Source organism: Psychrobacter sp. TB15 (assembly GCF_000511655.1).
GTDB classification, from domain to species: Bacteria; Pseudomonadota; Gammaproteobacteria; order Pseudomonadales; family Moraxellaceae; genus Psychrobacter; species Psychrobacter submarinus.
In genome coordinates, this window is record NZ_AYXN01000030.1 from 46,915 (window position 1) to 66,700 (window position 19,786).

General features: G+C 46.5%; 18 protein-coding genes. 15 read left to right on the forward strand and 3 right to left on the reverse strand.

What is annotated here, in order from left to right; genetic code table 11:
* Window positions 1–101 precede the first annotated feature (101 nt).
* From W234_RS0106670 to W234_RS0106745, 15 genes are all read left to right on the forward strand, one after another.
* Window positions 102–1,934 (forward strand): hypothetical protein, encoded by a 1,833-nt coding sequence (locus tag W234_RS0106670; RefSeq protein ID WP_025645903.1) that lies wholly within the window; start codon window positions 102–104, stop codon window positions 1,932–1,934.
* Between the two features lie 17 nt (window positions 1,935–1,951).
* Complete coding sequence (locus tag W234_RS13785) at window positions 1,952–2,656, forward strand: DUF3726 domain-containing protein (RefSeq protein WP_227501931.1); 705 nt, start codon at window positions 1,952–1,954, stop codon at window positions 2,654–2,656.
* 339 nt (window positions 2,657–2,995) lie between these two features.
* Complete coding sequence (locus tag W234_RS0106680; RefSeq protein WP_156923968.1) at window positions 2,996–3,322, forward strand: hypothetical protein; 327 nt, start codon at window positions 2,996–2,998, stop codon at window positions 3,320–3,322.
* Window positions 3,323–3,694: 372 nt separating this feature from the next.
* On the forward strand, window positions 3,695–4,366 hold the full coding sequence (locus W234_RS0106685; protein WP_025645907.1) for a 2Fe-2S iron-sulfur cluster-binding protein: 672 nt from the start codon (window positions 3,695–3,697) through the stop codon (window positions 4,364–4,366).
* Complete coding sequence (locus W234_RS0106690) at window positions 4,363–5,355, forward strand: FAD binding domain-containing protein (RefSeq protein ID WP_025645909.1); 993 nt, start codon at window positions 4,363–4,365, stop codon at window positions 5,353–5,355. Before W234_RS0106685 ends, W234_RS0106690 begins: the two co-directional genes overlap by 4 nt.
* A gap of 2 nt (window positions 5,356–5,357) precedes the next feature.
* Window positions 5,358–7,871: a xanthine dehydrogenase family protein molybdopterin-binding subunit gene (locus W234_RS0106695; protein ID WP_025645911.1), complete on the forward strand. Its 2,514-nt coding sequence runs from the start codon at window positions 5,358–5,360 to the stop codon at window positions 7,869–7,871.
* A gap of 113 nt (window positions 7,872–7,984) precedes the next feature.
* Window positions 7,985–9,226, forward strand: a complete 1,242-nt coding sequence (locus W234_RS0106700; protein ID WP_025645913.1) for an XdhC family protein — start codon at window positions 7,985–7,987, stop codon at window positions 9,224–9,226.
* A complete protein-coding gene (locus tag W234_RS0106705; RefSeq protein WP_025645915.1) occupies window positions 9,219–9,926 on the forward strand; it encodes a nucleotidyltransferase family protein in 708 nt (235 codons plus the stop codon). Before W234_RS0106700 ends, W234_RS0106705 begins: the two co-directional genes overlap by 8 nt.
* 143 nt (window positions 9,927–10,069) lie before the next feature.
* Window positions 10,070–11,167: a GTP 3',8-cyclase MoaA gene (gene moaA, locus W234_RS0106710; protein WP_025645917.1), complete on the forward strand. Its 1,098-nt coding sequence runs from the start codon at window positions 10,070–10,072 to the stop codon at window positions 11,165–11,167.
* 96 nt (window positions 11,168–11,263) lie between these two features.
* Entirely contained in the window at window positions 11,264–11,794 is a 531-nt protein-coding gene (moaB, locus tag W234_RS0106715) for a molybdenum cofactor biosynthesis protein B (protein WP_025645919.1), read from the forward strand.
* Between the two features lie 52 nt (window positions 11,795–11,846).
* Window positions 11,847–12,386, forward strand: a complete 540-nt coding sequence (gene moaC / locus W234_RS0106720) for a cyclic pyranopterin monophosphate synthase MoaC (RefSeq protein ID WP_025645921.1) — start codon at window positions 11,847–11,849, stop codon at window positions 12,384–12,386.
* Window positions 12,387–12,484: 98 nt separating this feature from the next.
* Window positions 12,485–12,751 (forward strand): MoaD/ThiS family protein, encoded by a 267-nt coding sequence (locus tag W234_RS0106725; protein ID WP_037059218.1) that lies wholly within the window; start codon window positions 12,485–12,487, stop codon window positions 12,749–12,751.
* A 102-nt stretch (window positions 12,752–12,853) separates the two neighbouring features.
* Window positions 12,854–13,384: a molybdenum cofactor biosynthesis protein MoaE gene (locus W234_RS0106730; RefSeq protein WP_051397445.1), complete on the forward strand. Its 531-nt coding sequence runs from the start codon at window positions 12,854–12,856 to the stop codon at window positions 13,382–13,384.
* Window positions 13,385–13,454: 70 nt separating this feature from the next.
* Window positions 13,455–14,156: a molybdate ABC transporter permease subunit gene (gene modB / locus W234_RS0106735; protein WP_025645927.1), complete on the forward strand. Its 702-nt coding sequence runs from the start codon at window positions 13,455–13,457 to the stop codon at window positions 14,154–14,156.
* 449 nt (window positions 14,157–14,605) lie between these two features.
* The gene (locus W234_RS0106745) at window positions 14,606–15,466 is read left to right on the forward strand and encodes a universal stress protein (protein WP_025645929.1); all 861 of its coding nucleotides are present in this window, start codon (window positions 14,606–14,608) and stop codon (window positions 15,464–15,466) included.
* Between the two features lie 3 nt (window positions 15,467–15,469).
* Here the strand turns inward: W234_RS0106745 and W234_RS0106750 are convergent, their stop codons facing one another.
* From W234_RS0106750 to W234_RS0106760, 3 genes are read right to left on the reverse strand one after another with little or no spacing between them, the layout of a single operon-like run.
* The gene (locus W234_RS0106750) at window positions 15,470–17,722 is read right to left on the reverse strand and encodes a transglutaminaseTgpA domain-containing protein (RefSeq protein ID WP_025645931.1); all 2,253 of its coding nucleotides are present in this window, start codon (window positions 17,720–17,722) and stop codon (window positions 15,470–15,472) included.
* Complete coding sequence (locus tag W234_RS0106755; protein ID WP_025645933.1) at window positions 17,719–18,768, reverse strand: hypothetical protein; 1,050 nt, start codon at window positions 18,766–18,768, stop codon at window positions 17,719–17,721. Before W234_RS0106755 ends, W234_RS0106750 begins: the two co-directional genes overlap by 4 nt.
* A gap of 27 nt (window positions 18,769–18,795) precedes the next feature.
* Window positions 18,796–19,782: an AAA family ATPase gene (locus tag W234_RS0106760; protein ID WP_025645936.1), complete on the reverse strand. Its 987-nt coding sequence runs from the start codon at window positions 19,780–19,782 to the stop codon at window positions 18,796–18,798.
* Window positions 19,783–19,786: the final 4 nt, after the last annotated feature.

Consider the following 19,786-nt stretch of genomic DNA (forward strand, 5'->3'; position numbering starts at 1 on the left):
CTTTAAAACCTTAACCGGCAAAGCTCAATATAATCGGTCATTTCGTCACTTAATACTGTACTAAATGACCAGCTCAATACACGACTTACCACGGAGGCATTATGAATTTCGATCATGCAAATGATAATAGTATGACAGGCATTGAGCTGGCAAAACGTTCTTTACGTGCCCCTAATGTAGTCATGGACGCTGAGCGGCTTGGCGCTATGCATCAGACGCGCATTAGCTTTGTGCGTACTTTGCTACGTAAGATAGATAGAGAGCAATGGACGCTCAAAACCTATCTTTGGGATTTAGATGACAACGGTTATGGCCAAGTGATTTACCGCTTGCAGACCGCTGAGCATGTCTATCATTTGGTAGTGTTTTGCAATGAGCTGGCAGATGATGAGCGTAACGACAGGGTGATTGCACAGAAGTGGGATGTCACCTTTGGTCTCGTGTATGGCGAGATTGGGCAAGAGCTACTCGATCAGCTCAAAGCTAACGTACCGCTACAAGAAGCAGGCCGCAACTCTAACATGGTCATGGTGCTGGCGCGCGCGAACAAGAGTGTGCGCGTGTTTGAGCACACAGTCTCACGCTTAGCAGAGGGCCAGCAGCCGGATCTTGATATCCTAGCGAAAGTGGGCTACATCCTGCGCACTACCGCCGTTTATGGTAATGGCAAATTTGGTATTTATGATTTTGAGCCGCTGAATCACAGCGAGGATTTTAATCAGTCTTTTCGCGCGCAGATGTGCGCCGTTTATTTATTACGTGAATTCAGTCTTGATTGGGTCGACTATTTAGCGCATAAGCGCGGCGGTGACAAGGCCATCACGCTACATCCTGAGATAAAGCGCTATTTGGGCATCGGTAATGCCACAGGTCTAGGCATGGCGCCTTATTTGATTAATCATCCCTGCATTGTCGATCAATGGCTGACCACGCGAGAAGAGGCGCTACAAGCGACACTCGTCAACGAAATCAATTCAAAAAAAGCGGCTTATTTCTCAACTTTACTCAACCGCGCTATTCAGCATTTTACCCAAATCATCACTATCGATGAGACACAAGCCTCGTTAAACAACACTGCAGTAAAAGAGCTGACCTTACTACGCAATAATTTACTGACGACAATAAAGAGCTACCAGACTTGGGGCGATTTTTTGCACGCGCATAATAACTTAAGTTATGAAGCCCAAGAGGTCATTATCTCTTGCTTGATGGAGCTGTATCCTGAGCAAGTAGACGCCTTTCAAGAAAAGGTCAACGCCGATGAGACCTTGTCGCTACCGAAAGGTAAAACAGTTGAAGACTTGCTCGAGGTATTACAAAGCCGTTATCAGTGGGCGATTAATCTTGACTTCAATGAGCCGGATAACAGTTATTGGTTTTGGTATCGCTCGATAGATAAAGAAGAGCCGCGTATGGGCGTGCGCGGAGAGGAACCTGGCGATGATCGTGAGCTGTCGTTAGATATCGCGCGGCAAGTGAACCGCTTATATGTAGCGCTCAAACAAGCCGAGCCTGAGCGGCTGCTTTCAGAATTTATCTTAAAACAGCCCAAGTATCGCACTATCGCCCGCCGCGTTTGGACAATGGGTCATAAAGCAATGGGCGATATCCAAATGAACGTACTACAAAAGGACACTCTGCCTATTCATCTGCTGCGCTGCAAACTATCGATGTTTGGCGCAACCAAATTCGATCCACGCTCCGATCGCTGGGTACGAGTGACGTTATTTCAGGGTGCGCCGCTGTTCAATGAAGTCCATAGCGATGAGTGGCTGTTTCCGCTGCTGCCAAGACTACCTTTGGATAAGAGGTCTATAGCGAAGCAGCCAACAATACTGGCTACCGATGCGCCCAATGGACCACTGCCGACAATGCCCGTTGCGCCCATTGCGCCCAACCATGCAGATAAAGCGATGAAGGAGATAGAGTTATGATCGTCTGACGCAATGAGATTGTCAGTACCGTGTACAAAGCCTTTACCGGTATGCACCGCGAAGTGGGCGAAGCCGATCTAGTCGCCACTATGGTTGCCGAATTGCAAATGGCGGGGCTTGATGGCGTTGAGCAATTCAATAATGCTACGCCTTATATCTTGACGGAGCAAGATACGCCTATCGATATCGTTGATGAGAGCGAGACTGAGATTCGCTTTAATTTGCATAGCAGCAGCTTAGCTTGCCACCTGCCCGCTATCATGGACTACGCGCTAGAAAAAATGGGAGATCTTAAGCATTATAAAATCTATATCGAGAACTGCCATAATCGCTGGCTGGCTTATAGCGAGCTGGTCAATTTATCGAACAAAGGTATCGCCTGCCTTGCCAAATGGGACAATGGTAGCGCGCCGAAGCACACTTTATTTACCCTAAATCAAGGCTTTACCTATCCTGATATTTACTTTTTTAATGACATTCAAGCCAATTACAACACCGACGATATGATAATTGAGCTTGCAACGTCAAATTTCGATATCGATAACGAGAGCCGAGATTTTGATCATAAGATATCGACTGATGAGCTGTATGAGACGCATAATCGCGCTTGGAAAGAAGGCATCTATGTCGATGATGAGCAGTGGCAGACCCTCAAAAAAACGGCGGCGGCTATCTTAGTAGAAAATAGTGACACCTCAAGCAAAGGCGCAGGCGGCGTATAACTAAACATTGAAGAGTTAAGCTCTCAACATCTTAAATACAATACAACCTTTATAGCCCTCATAGCTAACCACTCTGAGGGTTTTTCATCGTTTAAACAGCCGTTCAAAATAAATATGTAAAAAAATGAATATAATAGAAACAGTGTAGAAATTTTTTGCTATGATGATATTTTGCAGACATAAGTTCAACCGTATTTCTCTTACATTCTATCTGACATTGTAGTTTTAAGATTGATCATGCCAGTGTGTCAGATATCAGCGGGTTTTGGCGTTATGAGGTCGCATATGCTACAGGTCAGCTATTCTATTAAGTGTTGGTTATTGAGCTTTAGCTTTTATATGATGTTTTATTTCATAGTATTTGCTAAGGGTTATGCTTCTATCGAGCTCCTTTATTTATTAGGAGTTAGCACCTTATTGTTCCCTATATCCAAACGCATTATAGATGCCTTATGTGACACCTTGATACCCAATACTGCTCTATTTCATGGCCTACTTCTACCGTTTATTATTAATAGTCTAATATGGCTGCTGACACCTTTTATCATCGCCTTAACGTTAGTGGTCTATACAGTCTGCGCTATTAGCAAATCTATCAACCCTATAAGTCACCCTAAAGATCAGCGTCTGCAGCAAAAGATCAAGCGCCGTAGCAAGCGCAGATAAGTAGCAAGCGCAGATAAAATATCAAGATAATAGTAGAAACAAGCAGACAATAGTTTTCAAAATGAAGTTGATACTCTTGTTACCGTCATTGCTATACTCTAAGTGATTTAATAATGCCGTTACAAAAGCAAACAGTACGCCAAACTGCTATATCTTCGCTCATCGATAAAACCTATCCTACTTTCTTTTAGTAAGCCAATAGTAAGGTCTGTGCTTGATACTGAGAGCTGAATTCATCGCTCTGCTCTACTCTCTTAACGCCAAGAGAGTAACATTTACTACACAGACGCCCCAGTCTGCTGCCTCTACTATTTTATGGAGACTTATTAGTTATCCTTAAATTTAGCCATTATCTGCCAGCGGGAAGCCAGCATGAATACCTTGACTTTAAATATCAATAATCAAGATTACTCCTTTGACGATCTTGATCCGCGCACGACAATTCTAGATTTATGTCGTCAACATCTACAAATTACCGGACCCAAAAAAGGCTGTGATCACGGTCAATGCGGTGCCTGTACCATTCTTATCAATGGTGAGCGCATCAACTCGTGCTTGACCCTTGCGGTTATGCATGACGGCGATGAGATCACCACGATCGAAGGTATCGGAATGCCTGAGTCGTTATCAGCCTTGCAGCAAGCCTTTAAAGATCATGATGCCTTTCAGTGTGGTTATTGCACGCCAGGGCAGATTTGTTCCGCTACGGCTTTAATAGAAGAGGTGAAACAAAACTGGCCAAGCTATGTGACGACAGATCTCAAAAACCCGAATGGGTTGTTAGTCCAAGAGATCGCTGAGCGCATGAGTGGCAATGTTTGTCGCTGTTCTGCTTACCCCAATATCGTGGATGCCATCTCACAAGTGCTTGAGAGCGAAGTGTCAAATAAGCGTGCTTCTTCTAGTGAAGAGACGACTACAGGTTCGCTGCAAGACTCAGCAGTGACAGGTATTTGGTCACCGCCGCCCAGTCAGTCCCAACTTGGTAATCAATCAGTAAACCACAATAAAACTGCCAGTAGCACAGCAGGAGGCCGCTCATGAAACGCTTTGAATATATCCGTGCCCTTGAACCGCAGCAAGCGGTAATGTTTGCTACTCCTAAAGAAGCCTCATTTATCGCAGGCGGTACCAATTTGCTTGATCTCATGAAGTTTGAGATTGAAACGCCAACCAAGCTAGTTGATGTGACACGCTTAGAGCTTGAACAGATTGAAGACACTGCCGATGGCGGCCTACGTATCGGAACCTTAGTAAGCAATAGTGATTTGGCCGCGCATCCTAGTGTGATTGCCAATTATCCGGTATTGTCTCGTGCGATATTAGCAGGGGCGACCGGACAGCTGCGTAATAAGGCGACGACTGGCGGTAACTTCCTGCAGCGTACGCGCTGCTACTACTTTTATCATACCGATAGCCCTTGTAATAAGCGTGAACCGGGTACTGGCTGTCCTGCAATTAACGGTGAGAACCGCCCCCTTGCAATTTTAGGCACAAGTGACGCTTGTATTGCTCAACACCCGTCCGATATGGCGGTCGCTATGCGTTTGCTTGACGCTACTATTGAGACTGCAAAAACCGATGGCTCGACTCGGAAGATTCCAATAAAAGACTTTTATTGTCTGCCAAAAGACACTCCCCACATCGAAAACGTTTTAGAGTCAGGCGAGCTTATCACGCATGTCGTGCTGCCAGCGCCTATTAAAGGTATACACACTTATGACAAAGTGCGTGACCGCGCCTCTTATGCTTTTGCGCTTGTATCGTGTGCAGCTGTGATAGACGCTGATGATAATGGTAATTTGGCGACAGTACGCTTAGCATTTGGCGGTATTGGTACTCAGCCATGGCGCAATGAAGATGTGGAAGATTTGTTGACGAATACGCAGGGCGACGATGACACTATCAAACAGGCAGCAGATTTGTTGTTAAAAGATGCCAAAGGTAGCGGTCAAAACGATTTTAAAATACCACTAACACGCCGTTTGCTAAAACAGGTTATTAAGCGTGCATTAGCGGGCGAGGGAGCATAATCATGTCATTATTAGATTCAGTACTACCGGCAGAGCCCACTAACAAAGAGAAGATGGATAAGCCGGTTGAGACGTTATTCGGCAAAACAGCAAGTAATTTGGTAGGTAAACCAATTAACCGCGTCGAGGGCTCGTTAAAGGTTAGCGGTCAAGCTCATTATTCGGCAGAGATTCAATTAGACAATAAAGTGTATGGTGTCTTGGTGGGCTCGACCATCGCCAAAGGAAAAGTTGAAAAGATCGATAGCGACTCGATTGCCCATATACCAGGTATTATTAAAGTCGTCACTGACCCTAAGCGCTTCTTACGTAACTCACAGCAAGGCACTGAGACCGAAGCACCGACTCAGGGTGTGAGTGAGGTTTTTTATCATGGTGAGCCCATCGCAGTCGTTGTCGCTGAAACTTTTGAAGCGGCGACCGAAGGCGCCAACGCCCTTAAAGTCACTTATAAAGACGAAACCGATCAAGCGGCTTTGGATTTTACTAAAGAGCTGCCTAACGCCCATGAGGTAAATGAGAAAAAAGGCTCGGATAAGAATGCTAAGCACGGAGATCCAGAGCAAGGCCTTGCTGATTCGGCGGTAACCCTCGATAGTGTGTACCATACCCCAAGTCAGAGCAACTCACCGATGGAACCGCACGTTACTTTGGCTCATTGGGAAGATGACAAGCTGGTCTTATATACTTCAAACCAGATGATCGCCTCTTGTAAGCAGCAAGTAATGGACGCATTAGATTTGAAGAAAGATCAAGTCGAGCTGATCTCATACTATGTCGGCGGCGGTTTTGGTAGTAAGCTAGGTATCGCGCCAGAATCTATTGCTGCCGCTATTGCTTCTAAAGAAGTCGGTCGTCCGGTACTGATTACTATGACGCGCCCGCAAGTGATGGAGGCGACGGTAAGACGCTCAAACACCCGTCAGCGTATTGCTATTGGTTGTAATGAAGAGGGTATTATTAATACCTTTATTCACGATACCACGACCAGCAATTTACCAGGCGAGGCGTTCTTTGAACCAACAGCACTATCCACTCACTTTTTGTACCGCGGAGAGAATCGCCGCGTCAGCTATCAGATGGTGGATATGAATCACGTATTATCAGGCTCTATGCGTGCTCCTGGTGAAGCGGTGGGTATGATTGCTGTTGAGTGTGCGATGGATGAGCTGGCGACTAAGCTTGAGATGGATCCTATTGAGCTGCGCCGCCGGAACGAACCTGAAGAAGACCCTAGCGAAGAGATGCCGTTTTCCACACGTCAGCTGGTCGCCTGTATGGAAAAAGGCGCTGAAGCATTTGGTTGGGATGAGCATAATCCCAAACCTGCCAGCCGACTAGAAGGCGACTGGTGGATAGGTACCGGTATGTCTGGCACTTCTCGTGGCAATATGCTGCAGCCTTCTGAAGCGCGGGCGATACTACAAGTCGATGACTCAAAAGAGCTTGGCGTCAAAGCCATTATCGAAACCGATATGACAGATATCGGCACTGGCTCTTATACCGTATTTACTCAGGTCGCCGCCGATTTGTTAGGACTACCTATCGATCATATCGAGATGAAACTTGGCGACAGTGATTTACCGCCAGCATCAGGTTCTGGCGGCAGTTTTGGCGCGGCCAGTGCTGGTAGTGGGGTTTATTTGGCTTGTGAGCAGCTACGCAAAATGCTTGCAAAAAAAGTAGGTCTACATGCCGATACGATTCGTATAGATAACGGTCAAATCAAGAAATCAGGTGAGCATCAGCCTAGTAAGGCAGAAGCCGCTATTGGAGCAAGTAGAGAAAAAGTAGCAGATTTTGTCGATAAAAACTTGGTGGAAAAAGGAGTAGTCGATAAAAGCGAGGTAGATAAAGTATCAGGCTTGGTAGATAAGGCTATAGACTTGGCAGATAAGGTGTCGGCAAAGACAGGTATGCCGCTTCCTGAATTAAAACCTGCAAATGAGCAATACGACTTTGATGATAATCAGTCCTATGCACTAGCTGATATTATTGCTAAGTTTGACGAGCAAGAAATCAGCGCCAAAGGCCAGATCAAGCCGGGTAAAAATGGCAAAAACCTTCGCCAAGCCTCGTTTGGGGCCAACTTCGCTGAAGTGGCGGTACATAAAGTCACCGGTGAGATTCGCGTCAAGCGTATGACTGGCGTGTATGCAGCAGGACGTATTCTCAACCATAAGCTTGCAACCTCGCAGTGTTATGGCGGTATGGTATTTGGTATAGGTTCTGCTTTGATGGAAGAGGTCATTCATGATAAGCACGATGGGCGCTTATGTAACCATGACCTTGCCGAGTACCATGTGCCGGTCAACGCGGACGTACCGCAGTTGGATGTGATTTTGTTAGAAGAGGATGACCCTTATACTAACCCTATGCATATTAAAGGGATTGGGGAAACCTCTATATCAGGGTCAGCGGCAGCCATTGCTAATGCCATCTATAATGCAGTCGGTGTGCGTGTTTATGACTTCCCGATTACTTTGGACAAAATCTTAGCCGATATGCCTGAGTAATAGTCGACATCGAAGTATAGCCCCTGTTGAATAAGACCTGCTGAATGATAATTCTAATCTTAAGCAGGTTTTATTTATCTTATCCCTAAAAGTATAAAAAGAAACGCAAAAATATGAATCAAGTCGCAGACATTCTACAGCTCGCCTTTGACGCACGGCAGCAGCACGTTGATGCGGTGCTCGCGACAGTCGTGCGCACTGAAGGCTCAGCTTATCGTAAACCTGGCGCTATGATGCTTATTTGCGAGGATGGTCGCTCAGTAGGTATGATAAGCGGCGGCTGCCTTGAACCGCACATTATTAAACGCGCCTTTTGGCTGACGCGTCATGGCGCAAGCGTGCAGGTCTATCAAACCGGTGATGAGCAAAAAGAAGACTTGGAGGATGAGCTAGAGGAAAAGTTAGATAATGATGCTGTAGATTTTACAGTAGACTTAGAAGACGAGCTGAACTTTGGCTTAGGCTGCAATGGTAAAGTTCATGTGTTATTTGAGCGCTTATCTTCAGCTATGCCGTATTTAGATTTAATTCAGAAAGTTCGTCAAAGTGGAGAGTCTACTACTGTCGCTACTTTAATACGCTCTAACAGCTCTGAGGTAACCGTTGGTACTAGGGTTCATTTAAACGCCAGTTTTTTAGATGACAATAAAAACTCACAAAAGATACCAGAGCAAACCACAAATTTACCAAAGCCAGTAATCGATGAGTTATCTGCTTATAAAGTGAGTAAAAGACACGCTGATTATCTGGTTTTAAAAAGTCCGGTTGCAAATGACAATAGCTCAAAAAACGCTATACAAACCGAGTGGTTAGTGCAGCGTTTGCAACCGCAAATTCGGTTACTTGTTTGCGGAGCAGGCAATGATATCATGCCGCTAGTAACCATGGCAAAGCTGCAAGATTGGCACGTCACCGTGATCGATAGTCGGCCGCAGTATGCCACTCGCCAGCGTTTCCCGCAGGCTGATGCTGCGTTATACGTGGCTCTTAACGATAGCGAAACTCTACTTAAACTGAGTCAAAATGCAGCGGTAGCACTAATGTCGCATAGCCTCAGCCAAGATCGGGCACGCTTAGCTGTCTTGTTAAAGAATGCCAATCATTGTAATTACATCGGTCAGTTAGGCCCGCGCTATCGTACTGAGCGTTTGATTAAGGAGATTAGCGCAACTTGCGCTGACCCTACCGCCTTGGCAGACGGTATCAATCAGCTGCACTACCCTATCGGTTATAAGCTTGGCGGTGATGGCCCTGAAGCGTTAGCGCTAAGTATCATCGCGCAAATTAGCGCCGTCGTTTATGAGCAAGTTGCAGTTACTAAAGAGTTAGCGCAGCCAAAAGCCAGCTATGAATGACAAGGATAGCTCATCATTCAATCAAAACAAACCTCCAAATCATGCGGTCATTATTTTAGCCAGCGGATTAAGTCATCGATTAGGTCAGCCAAAGCAGCTTCTAGAAAAACAAGGTAAACCATTAATTAACTATATGACGATGCTTGCTTTGGTGACTCAGCCAAAAGCTTTTATTGTCGTCATTCCTCAGCAAGATACAGCTATTGCTGACGTTATCGAAACGGCTGTTAACCGTTTGACAGCGCCAAACTCAAGCATACAGATCGTTAGTAACCCTAATCCACAATTAGGAATGGCAAAGAGCTTATCTTTAGCTATTGATGCATTAAAATCTCAGCATGATTTAGCGATGAAGCGCGTATTGATTATGGGCGTGGATCAAGTGTTATTAAGCGCTCCTCATTTAGATCAACTTCTAGCACAAGATAATATAGTCGTCGCCAGTCGTTACCCGAATTTGGATGAGAGATTTATTATTGATGATAATAAGCATGATATCGTGGGTGTGCCATTAGTTGTCAGTTATAACGTACTAAAATCATGGCAATCCTCGCTCAGTGGCGACAAAGGCTTGCGGCACTTTATTAGAGCGCTAGCTCCTGAGAAAGTCACCACGGTGGCTCACTCAAATCTTAGCTATGATATTGATACTCCTAAACAATTAGCTTATGCTCGACAGCAAGGATGGCTTGATTATTGATATAACTGCCTATAGAACAGTAATTATTGCCCGCTTTGTTTAGCTATTGAGTCTAGGGGCTGTTTAGAAATACATAATTTTGACGACAACAGCGCCCGTAATCGCTTATACTCTTTTATGACCCCATTATTGGGAGTACCTTTTTGTATTCACCTGTTTTAAAGCCTGATATTTTTGATCCACAAGCACAGAATAGCTCAGTGTTATCCTCTGTCGACTCTGCTCGTGCCAGTCATTTAGGCGCTGATCATTCGGTGGTTGATAGTAAACCGCTAACCGATGGGTTTTCGCGGCGGCTGACTTATTTACGTCTTTCTATCACTGATTTTTGTAACTTTCGCTGTGAGTATTGTCTGCCAAACGGCTACCAAGGCAAACGCCCCTCCGATGAGCTCACCGTCGCTGAAATCAAAACTTTGATTCAAGGCTTTGCGCAAGTGGGCACGCAAAAGGTGCGTATCACTGGTGGCGAGCCGTCGATCAGACGCGATGTGGTGGAGGTTATCGAAACGATCAAGAATACCGCTGGTATCGAGATGGTCGCAATGACTAGCAATGGCTACAAGCTTGGCAAGCACCTAGCCAACTGGCAGGCGGCAGGACTAAACCAGCTCAACATCAGTATGGATAGTTTCGATGCCGATACTTTTCATCAGATGACGGGCTTTAATACCCAGCCCCAGCTGATGCGCGACATGGACACCCTTCTAGCGACTACTGATATTAAGCTCAAAATTAATAGTATCTTAATGGCGGAGACTGCTTTTCAAAACTTAATTGACGCGATGGACTACGTCAAAGACCGTCCTGTGACCTACCGCTTTATCGAGTTTATGCAGACCAGTGACAACAGCGATTTGTTTTTTGCTCAGCATGCGCAGTCTGATATGATTACGGATTATCTGCTCGAGCGCGGTTGGCAGTCGCATGATCGCGGTAGCGCTGATGGCCCTGCAATAGAATACAGCCATCCTGACTATCTCGGGCGTATCGGTATGATTGCCCCTTATGCCGCGCACTTTTGTGATAACTGTAATCGTCTTCGCGTGAGTAGCCAAGGCAAAGTGCATCTGTGTCTATTTGATGAAGGCAATTACGATATTCGAGATTATCTGAAAAACGACGATGTGCAAGGTCTAGTCAACACCTTGCATAGCTTTATGCCGATTAAGCCTGAGCATCACCATCTGCATGAGTCTAATAGCGGCATGATGCATAACTTATCGATTATCGGTGGTTAGAGTATGTAGATGGAGCTCTCATAGTAAAACGGCAAACTGTCAAACCGTAAAAATAAAATATTTAAACTTATCAAATGATTAGAATTAGGAATATCTATGTCTAAGCCTGCTGCAGAATTTACCCCGCTGAATATTGCTGTGCTTTGTGTCTCTGACAGTCGTACGCTTGAGGAGGATAGCTCAGGGCAGTACTTAGCCGATAGCTTGGTTGATGCGGGTCACCACTTAGCTGATCGTCAGCTGATTACTGATGATATTTATCACATTCGTGCGGTCATTAGTGGCTGGATTGCTGATCCTAATGTGCATGCAGTAATCACCACAGGCGGCACTGGGTTTTTTATCCGTGATAGTATGCCAGAAGCGGTCAGCGTATTGTTTGACAAGTCGATTGACGGTTTTGGCGAGATGTTCCGTTTGCTCTCCAAAGAGGATATCGGTATGTCAACCATTCAGTCGCGCGCTATCGCTGGTATGGCCAATGGCACAGGCATCTTCTGCCTACCGGGTTCGACCGGTGCTTGCCGTACCGGCTGGAATGATATCTTAAAAGAGCAGTTCGATAATCGTACCCGTCCCTGTAACTTTGTTGCGCACTTTATGCGCGCCAATCCAGGTCACGACTAGCGTTTTGAGACTTATAAAATATAAGTAACCTTTAATGAGTTAAGAAAAGTACATGTCTATATCTTCTGATTATAAAAATGCTCCGGCTAATACTGCAAACCGCTCGCACGCTACCCTATCGCATTTAGACAGCGATGGTGAGATTCATATGGTCGATGTGGGCCACAAAACAGCTACTACTAGAGAAGCGCATGCTGTCGGTCAGGTGTGTTTTCCAGCGGACATCTATGGTCAAATAAAAGCCGCTGATGGCATGACAAAAAAAGGCAGTATCACCCAAACTGCCCATATCGCAGGTATTATGGCAGCCAAGCGTACTCATGATTTGATTCCGCTTTGTCATCCATTGCCGCTAGATAAAATTGGCTTAAGTTTCGAGTATGACGACAGCTTAAATAGCATCATGGTCAATGCAACGGTGAAAGTCACTCACAAAACTGGGGTGGAGATGGAGGCGCTGACCGCTGTTAGCGTGGCTTGCCTGACCATCTATGACATGACCAAAGCGCTGTCGCATGACATCGTGATTGATGGAGTCAAACTCATGACTAAGACCGGTGGCAAGTCAGATTATAACCATCAAGTAACATAGTCTAAGTGTGATGTTTTATCAAAAATAATTTTAGCGAATAAACGATTTCAAGCAACGCTGCACTTTTCCATGCAGCGCCGCTCTATAGGAGTAGTAAGATGACTGACAATACAAATGATTTGATGACCATCAATGTACTGTATTTTGCCAGTCTTGCGGACGAAGCCAATTGTCAGCAAGAGCAAGTCACGCTTGCCCCTGATACTTCACTAGCTCAGCTATATGAGCAGCTTCGCGATAAGCATCACTTTAGCCGTCCGCAAGCCGATCTGCGTGTGGCGGTAAATGATTACTTTGCCAAATGGGATGACCCGATTAATGATGGCGATAGCGTGGTGTTTATTACCCCTGTGGCAGGCGGCTAGTCGCTAATTATCTGTCGTAGACTACAACTCTAGCCTAGCAAAAATAACACAACTCAAAATAGTCGAACTAAACTAGAACCGATTCATAATCTGAGCATATCAATGACTGGTGAGAATAAAAACAACGAAATAAAAATTGGCGATAAAGAAGACGTACATAGCCAATCGATGCAAATCAAGCGCAGTGCTGATGACGCTTATGCTATCGCTGAGCGTGATGGTTTTGCGCTATTAGATGAAGCTATTGACGAGACGCGCCTTAGAGCCATGCTCAATGACGACAGCTGCGGTGCTTTTGCTTGTTTTGAAGGTCGCGTGCGCAATCATAATAATGCCAGCTGTGTCGAGCGTTTGACTTACTACGGCTATGAGGATTTGGCGATTAACCAAGGTCGGCAAATCATGGATGAGGCTAAAGAAAAATTTGAGATTACCGCTGCGGTTGCCATTCACCGTATCGGCGCATTAGAGATTGGCGATATTGCCGTTTGGATCGGTGTGATCTCCGCCCACCGCTATCCGGCGTTTGATGCTTGCCGCTGGATCCTCGATACCATCAAAGCCGATATTCCCGTTTGGAAGCAAGAATATTATGACAATGAGTCGCCCAAATGGCTAAGCAACAACGGTTAACTCATGATGGCTAATAGTTAATAGCTGATGAGTACCATTACTCCCCTTCTGCTGTAATAGTTGTAGCGCTATGGTCGACCCTTCTCTCTTATCAGCGATGTTAATGCCATTTTGGGTCAGCCTTAAGCTGGCAGGCGTCACGACTTTATGTCTCTTATTGCTCGCGACCCCGCTTGCTTATTGGCTTGCGCGCTCCAGTCGTTATCGTTTTGTCAGTCGTTTCAAAGTTATTTTACTAGGCGTTATAGCAATGCCTTTAGTGCTGCCGCCGACGGTTATTGGCTTTTATTTACTGCTGCTGATGAGTCCGAACTCGCTTATTGGTCAATGGCTGAGCGCGCATAATCTTGCAAGCTTAGTGTTTACCTTTGAAGGCCTTGTGGTCGGCTCTATCATTTACTCCCTGCCTTTTTATGTGCAACCGGTTTACGCGCAGTTTTTGCGAATTCCTAAAAGCGTCACAGAAATGGCGCAATTATTAGAAGCCAGTCGCCTTAGACGCTTTATCACCATAGCGTTACCGCAAGCGCGTATCGGTATTATATTGGGTAGTCTGATAAGCTTTGCTCATACCATTGGCGAGTTTGGCGTGGTATTGATGATAGGCGGTAGCATCTCAGGCGAAACAAAAGTCATCTCCATCGCGATTTATGAGCAAGTCGAAGCGCTAAACTATGAGACAGCGCATCTAATGGCAGCGGTACTAGTAGTTACAGGTATGCTTATGGTCACTTTGATCGCAAGTGTCAGTAAGTCCATGCAGCGCTCATAGCACGTATGCTCTTATCAATACTCACAACAACAGTTTTAAAAGGCTGTTACTTTTTTTCTAACAAACCTTTGCGTCAAGCCCACAAGATAATTACTGAATAAGTCTCTGCTCTATGACAGTATAAGTTATCACTCATCGATAATAAGGATTACTTATGTCATTGACCCAAAATACACATCTAAGCGGTTTATCCATTCGTAGCAAAACTTGTAGCTGCTCAAAGTGCGGCTGTACTAGCGAAGCTACTTGTAATAAGTGTGATATGTGCGCTAAGTGCTGCAACTGCGGCTCATAGCTCATAACTCAAAATTGATGATAAGCGCAAGCGCTTTAGAGGACTTCTCTAGAGCGCTTTTTTGTGCGCTATTCATACAATCTTATAATTTGCTATAGTAAAGACAATCAGTAGCCACGCCAACAGCCGATGATTTTTATATTGAGGAGACTTTATGTCTAGTGAACAGCATATTTTAGCTTGTGTTGATGGCTCGACCGTCACTCAGTCCGTTTGTAGCTATGCAGCATGGTACGCCGATCGCCTCAATTTAGCGGTGGCGCTACTCAATGTGGTTGATGTCCCTGTCTCCTCTAGACGCGACTTATCAGGAACGATAGGAATCGATAGTCGGCAGATATTACTAGAGGAGTTGACACAGCTGGATGAGCAAAGAGCTAAAGTGGTCAACAGCTATAGCAACGCACTCATCGAAGATGCAAAAAGCCATATAAGTAGCCACTTCGATGTTGAGATAAAAGCTTATAGACGCCGCGGTAAACTACTGCCCGCCATCGAACATTTTGACAGCGAAAACCGTGCGATCGTGCTAGGGCGACGCGGAGAAGATCATCAAAATGATCGCGTCAATATCGGTAGTCAGATTGAAACGGTGACCCGCGCTTCTAATAAGCCTATCTTGATTTGCTCAGAATCATTTAAAACACCAGCCTCATATCTTATCGCTTTTGACGGCAGTAAAACCGCGATAAAAGCGGCGCAGATGGTGGCGAATAGCGAGCTGCTAAAGGGCTTGCAAGGTTATATTGTGATGGTCGGTAATGATAATGATACCGCCAAAAGTAGCTTAGCAGCTGTGACTGAGCAGCTCAGCTCTTCAGGATTTACCGTTACGGCTCATCACTTGCCTTATGATGATGTCGTTGAGGGACTGGTTGAGTTTCAAGCCAATAATGCTATCGATATGATCGTCATCGGCGCTTATGGGCACTCGAAGTTTCAACAGCTCTTTATCGGTAGCACCACTACCAAGATTATCACCAAAACCTTATCGCCTATTTTATTATTACGCTAGTAGCTATAACAGTTGACTAACACTGCGCTTGAGCTCTTTAAGTACTTGTTGGTACTCTGGGCTTTGAGTGTCAGCGTCACTTAAGCGTCCGTAGCGCAGCTGTCTATAATGACGGCTAACCTCTTGCAGACCTTCCCCATTCAACCCATGAGCTTGGCTATTTTCTAAACGCTTAAGCCATGCCAAAGCGCCTTCGTTATCATGACGCGATAAAGCTCTATCGTTTTTAGCTACCTTGCTAGAGAGCTTTATCAGCGGTCTATCTGCCGGATGCCACTGTTTGCGCCTACGATACCAGATCATAAAGACGAGTAGGCTTATCACGGTGATAGCGCTCGCTGCTAGCCAAGCGATTTGCTCAGAGATAGAACGAATATTGAACCACTTAAGCAGCGATCCGGCTTGTTTATCCTGATCATAGCCGACGACATCTTTTTGCCAATAGTAGCTGGCTTGATCAGATAGTCGTCTTAGCGCTTGTAGCATCTGATACTGCTGATAGCTGACTTGAGCGGCTGCGCCCTCGCCGAACAGGCTAGCACCTCGCGACTGAGTCAGCGCGTCCATCCCTTGCTCAACGCGCTCAGGAGCAACAAAAGCTGTCGGGTCAACGCGCACCCAGCCTTGACCCTCAAGCCATACTTCACTCCAAGCGTGTGCGTCCATTTGCCGCACTTCCCAGACGTTACCGCCGCGGCTCATCTCGCCGCCTTGATAGCCGGCCACCACGCGTGCTGGTATGCCAACCGCACGCATCATAAAGGTAAAGCTTGAGGAATAATGCTCACAAAATCCAGCTTTGGTCTCAAATAAGAAACTATCGATACGGTCTTCATCCAGTGGCGGCGGCGATAAAGTATAGCGAAACTCAGTTTGATTGATCCAGCGCTGGATAGCTTGTATATAACGCTCAGGGTCTGATCCTGATTGAGCAAATAGCTGCTTGGCAAGGTTTTGCGTTTGTAGATTACCTGCACTAGGCAGCGTTAGATTAGCCGCACGGCTGACCTCATCAAGGATAGGATCAATCTGCATAGGCGCATAGCGTAGTACCTCATAACGCAGCTGCTCACTGACAGGTTCCTCTTTGATTAAGGTAAAATCTGAGGTCAAGCGAGTATCTTTATTTTGGGGTAAAGGATAATCAAGGCCAAACAGCCATTGCTGCTGAGTGGGCTCTAAGGTGATCTCGTAGCTTTTTGGCTCAGTCTTAGTAGTGGCAGTGGCAAGCGACCGCGCAAGCCAGTTAGGGGGTTGCCTGCCAGGCTGCCATTGCTGCTGCACGCGCCGGTTGGGACGCCAAGTGACGCCATCAAAATCACTAAAGACTAAGCCGCGCCAGTACAGCTCGCTTTGTGCCGGGCGAGCTTGAGCAAACTCTACACGAAAAGCAAGCTCTGTCGATTGACTCAAGCTCGCAATATCACCTGGCGACATGCTATCAGAGACGCCAGTAGTTGCCTGACTTGAGGACAGCTGCACGGACCATAAAGGCGGCAAGCGCGGAAAGAATAAAAACAGCACCACTAATAAAGGTAGCGCTGAAACGCCTAATACGCCAAGGGTGCGCATGCGCCCGTCACCGCTCGTATTGCTATCATCATTGAGCGTTATAAAAGCCAATAATATGATAATAGTCGCCGCGACAACCTGCAAAGTGGTGACAAGACCCTGATCTAATAAAAACAAACCTGCAATAACAAATAATGATAAATTCAGTACCACATAGGCATCACGGCGTTTATAAAGCTCCCATAGCTTGCTGACTAAGCACAGCACTAAAAACCCAACGCCCATGTCTAAACCAAAAGCTGCGCCATAAGTGAGCGACAAGCCAGCTAACCCCAATAAAAACCCTAGCATCTGCATGACTTGATAAAGGCGCTTTAAGCGAGTGGGTTTGAACTTCGCTTTGATACTTGGCAGCTGGGCGATAATAGTGATAATGGCAAAGCCTATCAACCATAGCGGTAAATAAGCGGCATGAGGGAGGATGACAAACAGCTGGGCGATGAGCACCCAATAATATGCGGGCAATGACAATAGCCGCTGATACCTATTGCTTATGCTAGCGGGCTTATCGTGTCGCTGCCTATCTGGCAGACGAGTAGATGCCAGTTGACCATAAGCCAGTTTCTCAAAGCTTACGTCGCTGTCATCAATAGCTGTTATCGAAGTACGCCGCGTATCTGGCTTTGCATTTGAATATACCTTAGCTGAGCTTGACTGCTTTTTGTTACGCTTCAATAAACTCATGATGCTTGCGCTACTCTTAGTAAGCAAGCTTGCCCGAAAGCTTCGCCTTGGCCTATTTCAGCGGTACTAGGCGCTTCATGCGGCAACTGTAGCTGAAACGGCACCTCAAGCTTGCTTAAGGCCAGCACCCCATAAGTCAATTGTGCCAGTTTTTGTTCATGAGTTATCGCTGGCATATCCTCATAAGCTAAGCGCTGCTCGTAGCCGACAGGATCAGCAAAGTGCTTGGTAAACATACCCTGCCCGCGCGCCACATGCGCCCAAGAGACACGCGCTAGAGACTCGCCTGCGACATGGTTATCAAGGCGCTCAAAGTCGTCCTGACCTTGGGTAAACTGCCCACCGGTGGGCAGATCTGTGCTATTTGCGCTCAGATACCGCGCTTGCCACTCAAACGCCTCGGGCTGCGGATATACCCATGCTGGCCGAGCAAAGTAGACGTACGACCACGCGCGCATAATCCCTAAAGGATAGACCGTCTTAATATGCAAACGTGGTAATTCAAGTTTACCGCGCCTGTAGGTTGCAACTGGGAGTCGAATGATTTGCTCATTTTCAAGACGCGGCAGGAGCACTGTGGTTTGCATGACGTCTAGTGGGCCGTTTACCGAGCTTTTATTTGTCAGATCTTTATCTTGTGAATATTTACCTTGTGCATCAAAGCCAATAGACAGTTGCCGTCTAGGGTGCCGGCTATTGCTCAGCAGTTGCAAGGTTACCCAAACTGGCTTGCCTGCCTCGGCCATCGTCACTTCAAGCAAGCGTACTTGTAGCCCTGAGACATGAGCAAAGGTGACATGAAAGCTGATGAGCCAGACGCTGATTAGATAAAAGCACAGCCCTAGCACCAAGTTATTGCCATAATTGATCCCTGCGATAAAAGTGATAATAAGCAGCAGGACAAACAGTAGCCCTTCGCGGCTAAAGAAGATATAAACATTACGCAAATTGAGAGTCGCGTTATCGTCTCTAGGGGCGCGTTTGGCAAACCAGCGCCTGAACATCGCGGTCAATGGCTGCTTTATGGCCTGAGGAAAGATGGTCATAGTCACTCTATTACTTGAAGGCAGTCGTCAGACGATTACCGCCACTTCCGCCATAATACGCTGGGCGATAGTTGGCGGCGTTTGGCCACTGACGGCATTGGCAGGTACGAAGCGCTGACCTAGCCGGTGGTCAGTGACCGCAGCAAACACCGCTTGAATATCTTCTGGTGTCACCTCTTGCTGACCTGAGACATAGGCATAAGCTTGCGCGGCACTTTGTAGTGACAGCACGCCACGCGGCGATAGCCCATGATAGTCTTGACTGATCCGAGTCTTAGCAACCAAGCGCTGTAGATAGTCTAAAGAGGCATCTGCAACATAGACTTGCTGGACGCCTCGGCGCGCTAGTAGCACGTCCTCGGTATTGAGTATGGCATGTAACTCACGCAATAACTCACGGCGATCCTGCCCGCGCAAGAGTGCACGCTCCGCCTCAGCAGAGGGATAACCGAGCGACAAACACATCAAAAACCGGTCCAGTTGCGACTCAGGCAACGGATAAACCCCGGCTTGCTGCAACGGGTTTTGGGTAGCAATGACAAAGAACGGCTTGGGCAGAGGGTACGATTGCCCGTCTTGGGTGACTTGCCGCTCCTCCATTGCTTCGAGTAGCGCGCTTTGGGTCTTAGGGCTTGAGCGGTTGATCTCATCAGCTAATAACAGCTGAGTAAATATCGGTCCGGATCTGAATTCAAAAGCCATTTTGCCCTGATCATAGAGTGTCATACCTAAGATATCAGCAGGCAGCATATCATTAGTGAATTGCACACGGCTAAAGCTCAGTCCTAACAACTGCGCTAACCCCTGTGCAAGCGTCGTCTTACCCATACCCGGCAAATCTTGTAGCAGTAGATGCCCGCCTGCGAGGACGCAGCTGAGTGCAAGCTTGAGCACTTGGGGTTTATCGAGCACCACCTTGTTCAGCTGCACGAGTAGATGAGCGATTTGCTGCTGATTGCGCGCATAGTTATCAGCTGCTGCACTTTTGGATAAAGGGGCTACTTCTACAGTCATAGGC

Excerpts from the sequence above, each read along its gene's own strand:
- W234_RS0106680 (WP_156923968.1), top strand. The coding sequence starts at position 2,996 with ATGATGTTTTATTTCATAGTATTTGCTAAGGGTTATGCTTCTATCGAG.
- moaC (WP_025645921.1), top strand. The coding sequence starts at position 11,847 with ATGTCTATATCTTCTGATTATAAAAATGCTCCGGCTAATACTGCAAAC.
- W234_RS0106690 (WP_025645909.1), top strand. The coding sequence starts at position 4,363 with ATGAAACGCTTTGAATATATCCGTGCCCTTGAACCGCAGCAAGCGGTA.
- W234_RS0106755 (WP_025645933.1), bottom strand. The coding sequence starts at position 18,768 with ATGACCATCTTTCCTCAGGCCATAAAGCAGCCATTGACCGCGATGTTC.
- W234_RS0106750 (WP_025645931.1), bottom strand. The coding sequence starts at position 17,722 with ATGAGTTTATTGAAGCGTAACAAAAAGCAGTCAAGCTCAGCTAAGGTA.
- W234_RS0106745 (WP_025645929.1), top strand. The coding sequence starts at position 14,606 with ATGTCTAGTGAACAGCATATTTTAGCTTGTGTTGATGGCTCGACCGTC.
- modB (WP_025645927.1), top strand. The coding sequence starts at position 13,455 with ATGGTCGACCCTTCTCTCTTATCAGCGATGTTAATGCCATTTTGGGTC.
- W234_RS0106700 (WP_025645913.1), top strand. The coding sequence starts at position 7,985 with ATGAATCAAGTCGCAGACATTCTACAGCTCGCCTTTGACGCACGGCAG.
- W234_RS0106695 (WP_025645911.1), top strand. The coding sequence starts at position 5,358 with ATGTCATTATTAGATTCAGTACTACCGGCAGAGCCCACTAACAAAGAG.
- W234_RS0106685 (WP_025645907.1), top strand. The coding sequence starts at position 3,695 with ATGAATACCTTGACTTTAAATATCAATAATCAAGATTACTCCTTTGAC.
- W234_RS0106725 (WP_037059218.1), top strand. The coding sequence starts at position 12,485 with ATGACTGACAATACAAATGATTTGATGACCATCAATGTACTGTATTTT.
- W234_RS0106760 (WP_025645936.1), bottom strand. The coding sequence starts at position 19,782 with ATGACTGTAGAAGTAGCCCCTTTATCCAAAAGTGCAGCAGCTGATAAC.
- moaB (WP_025645919.1), top strand. The coding sequence starts at position 11,264 with ATGTCTAAGCCTGCTGCAGAATTTACCCCGCTGAATATTGCTGTGCTT.
- W234_RS0106705 (WP_025645915.1), top strand. The coding sequence starts at position 9,219 with ATGAATGACAAGGATAGCTCATCATTCAATCAAAACAAACCTCCAAAT.
- W234_RS0106670 (WP_025645903.1), top strand. The coding sequence starts at position 102 with ATGAATTTCGATCATGCAAATGATAATAGTATGACAGGCATTGAGCTG.
- W234_RS0106730 (WP_051397445.1), top strand. The coding sequence starts at position 12,854 with ATGACTGGTGAGAATAAAAACAACGAAATAAAAATTGGCGATAAAGAA.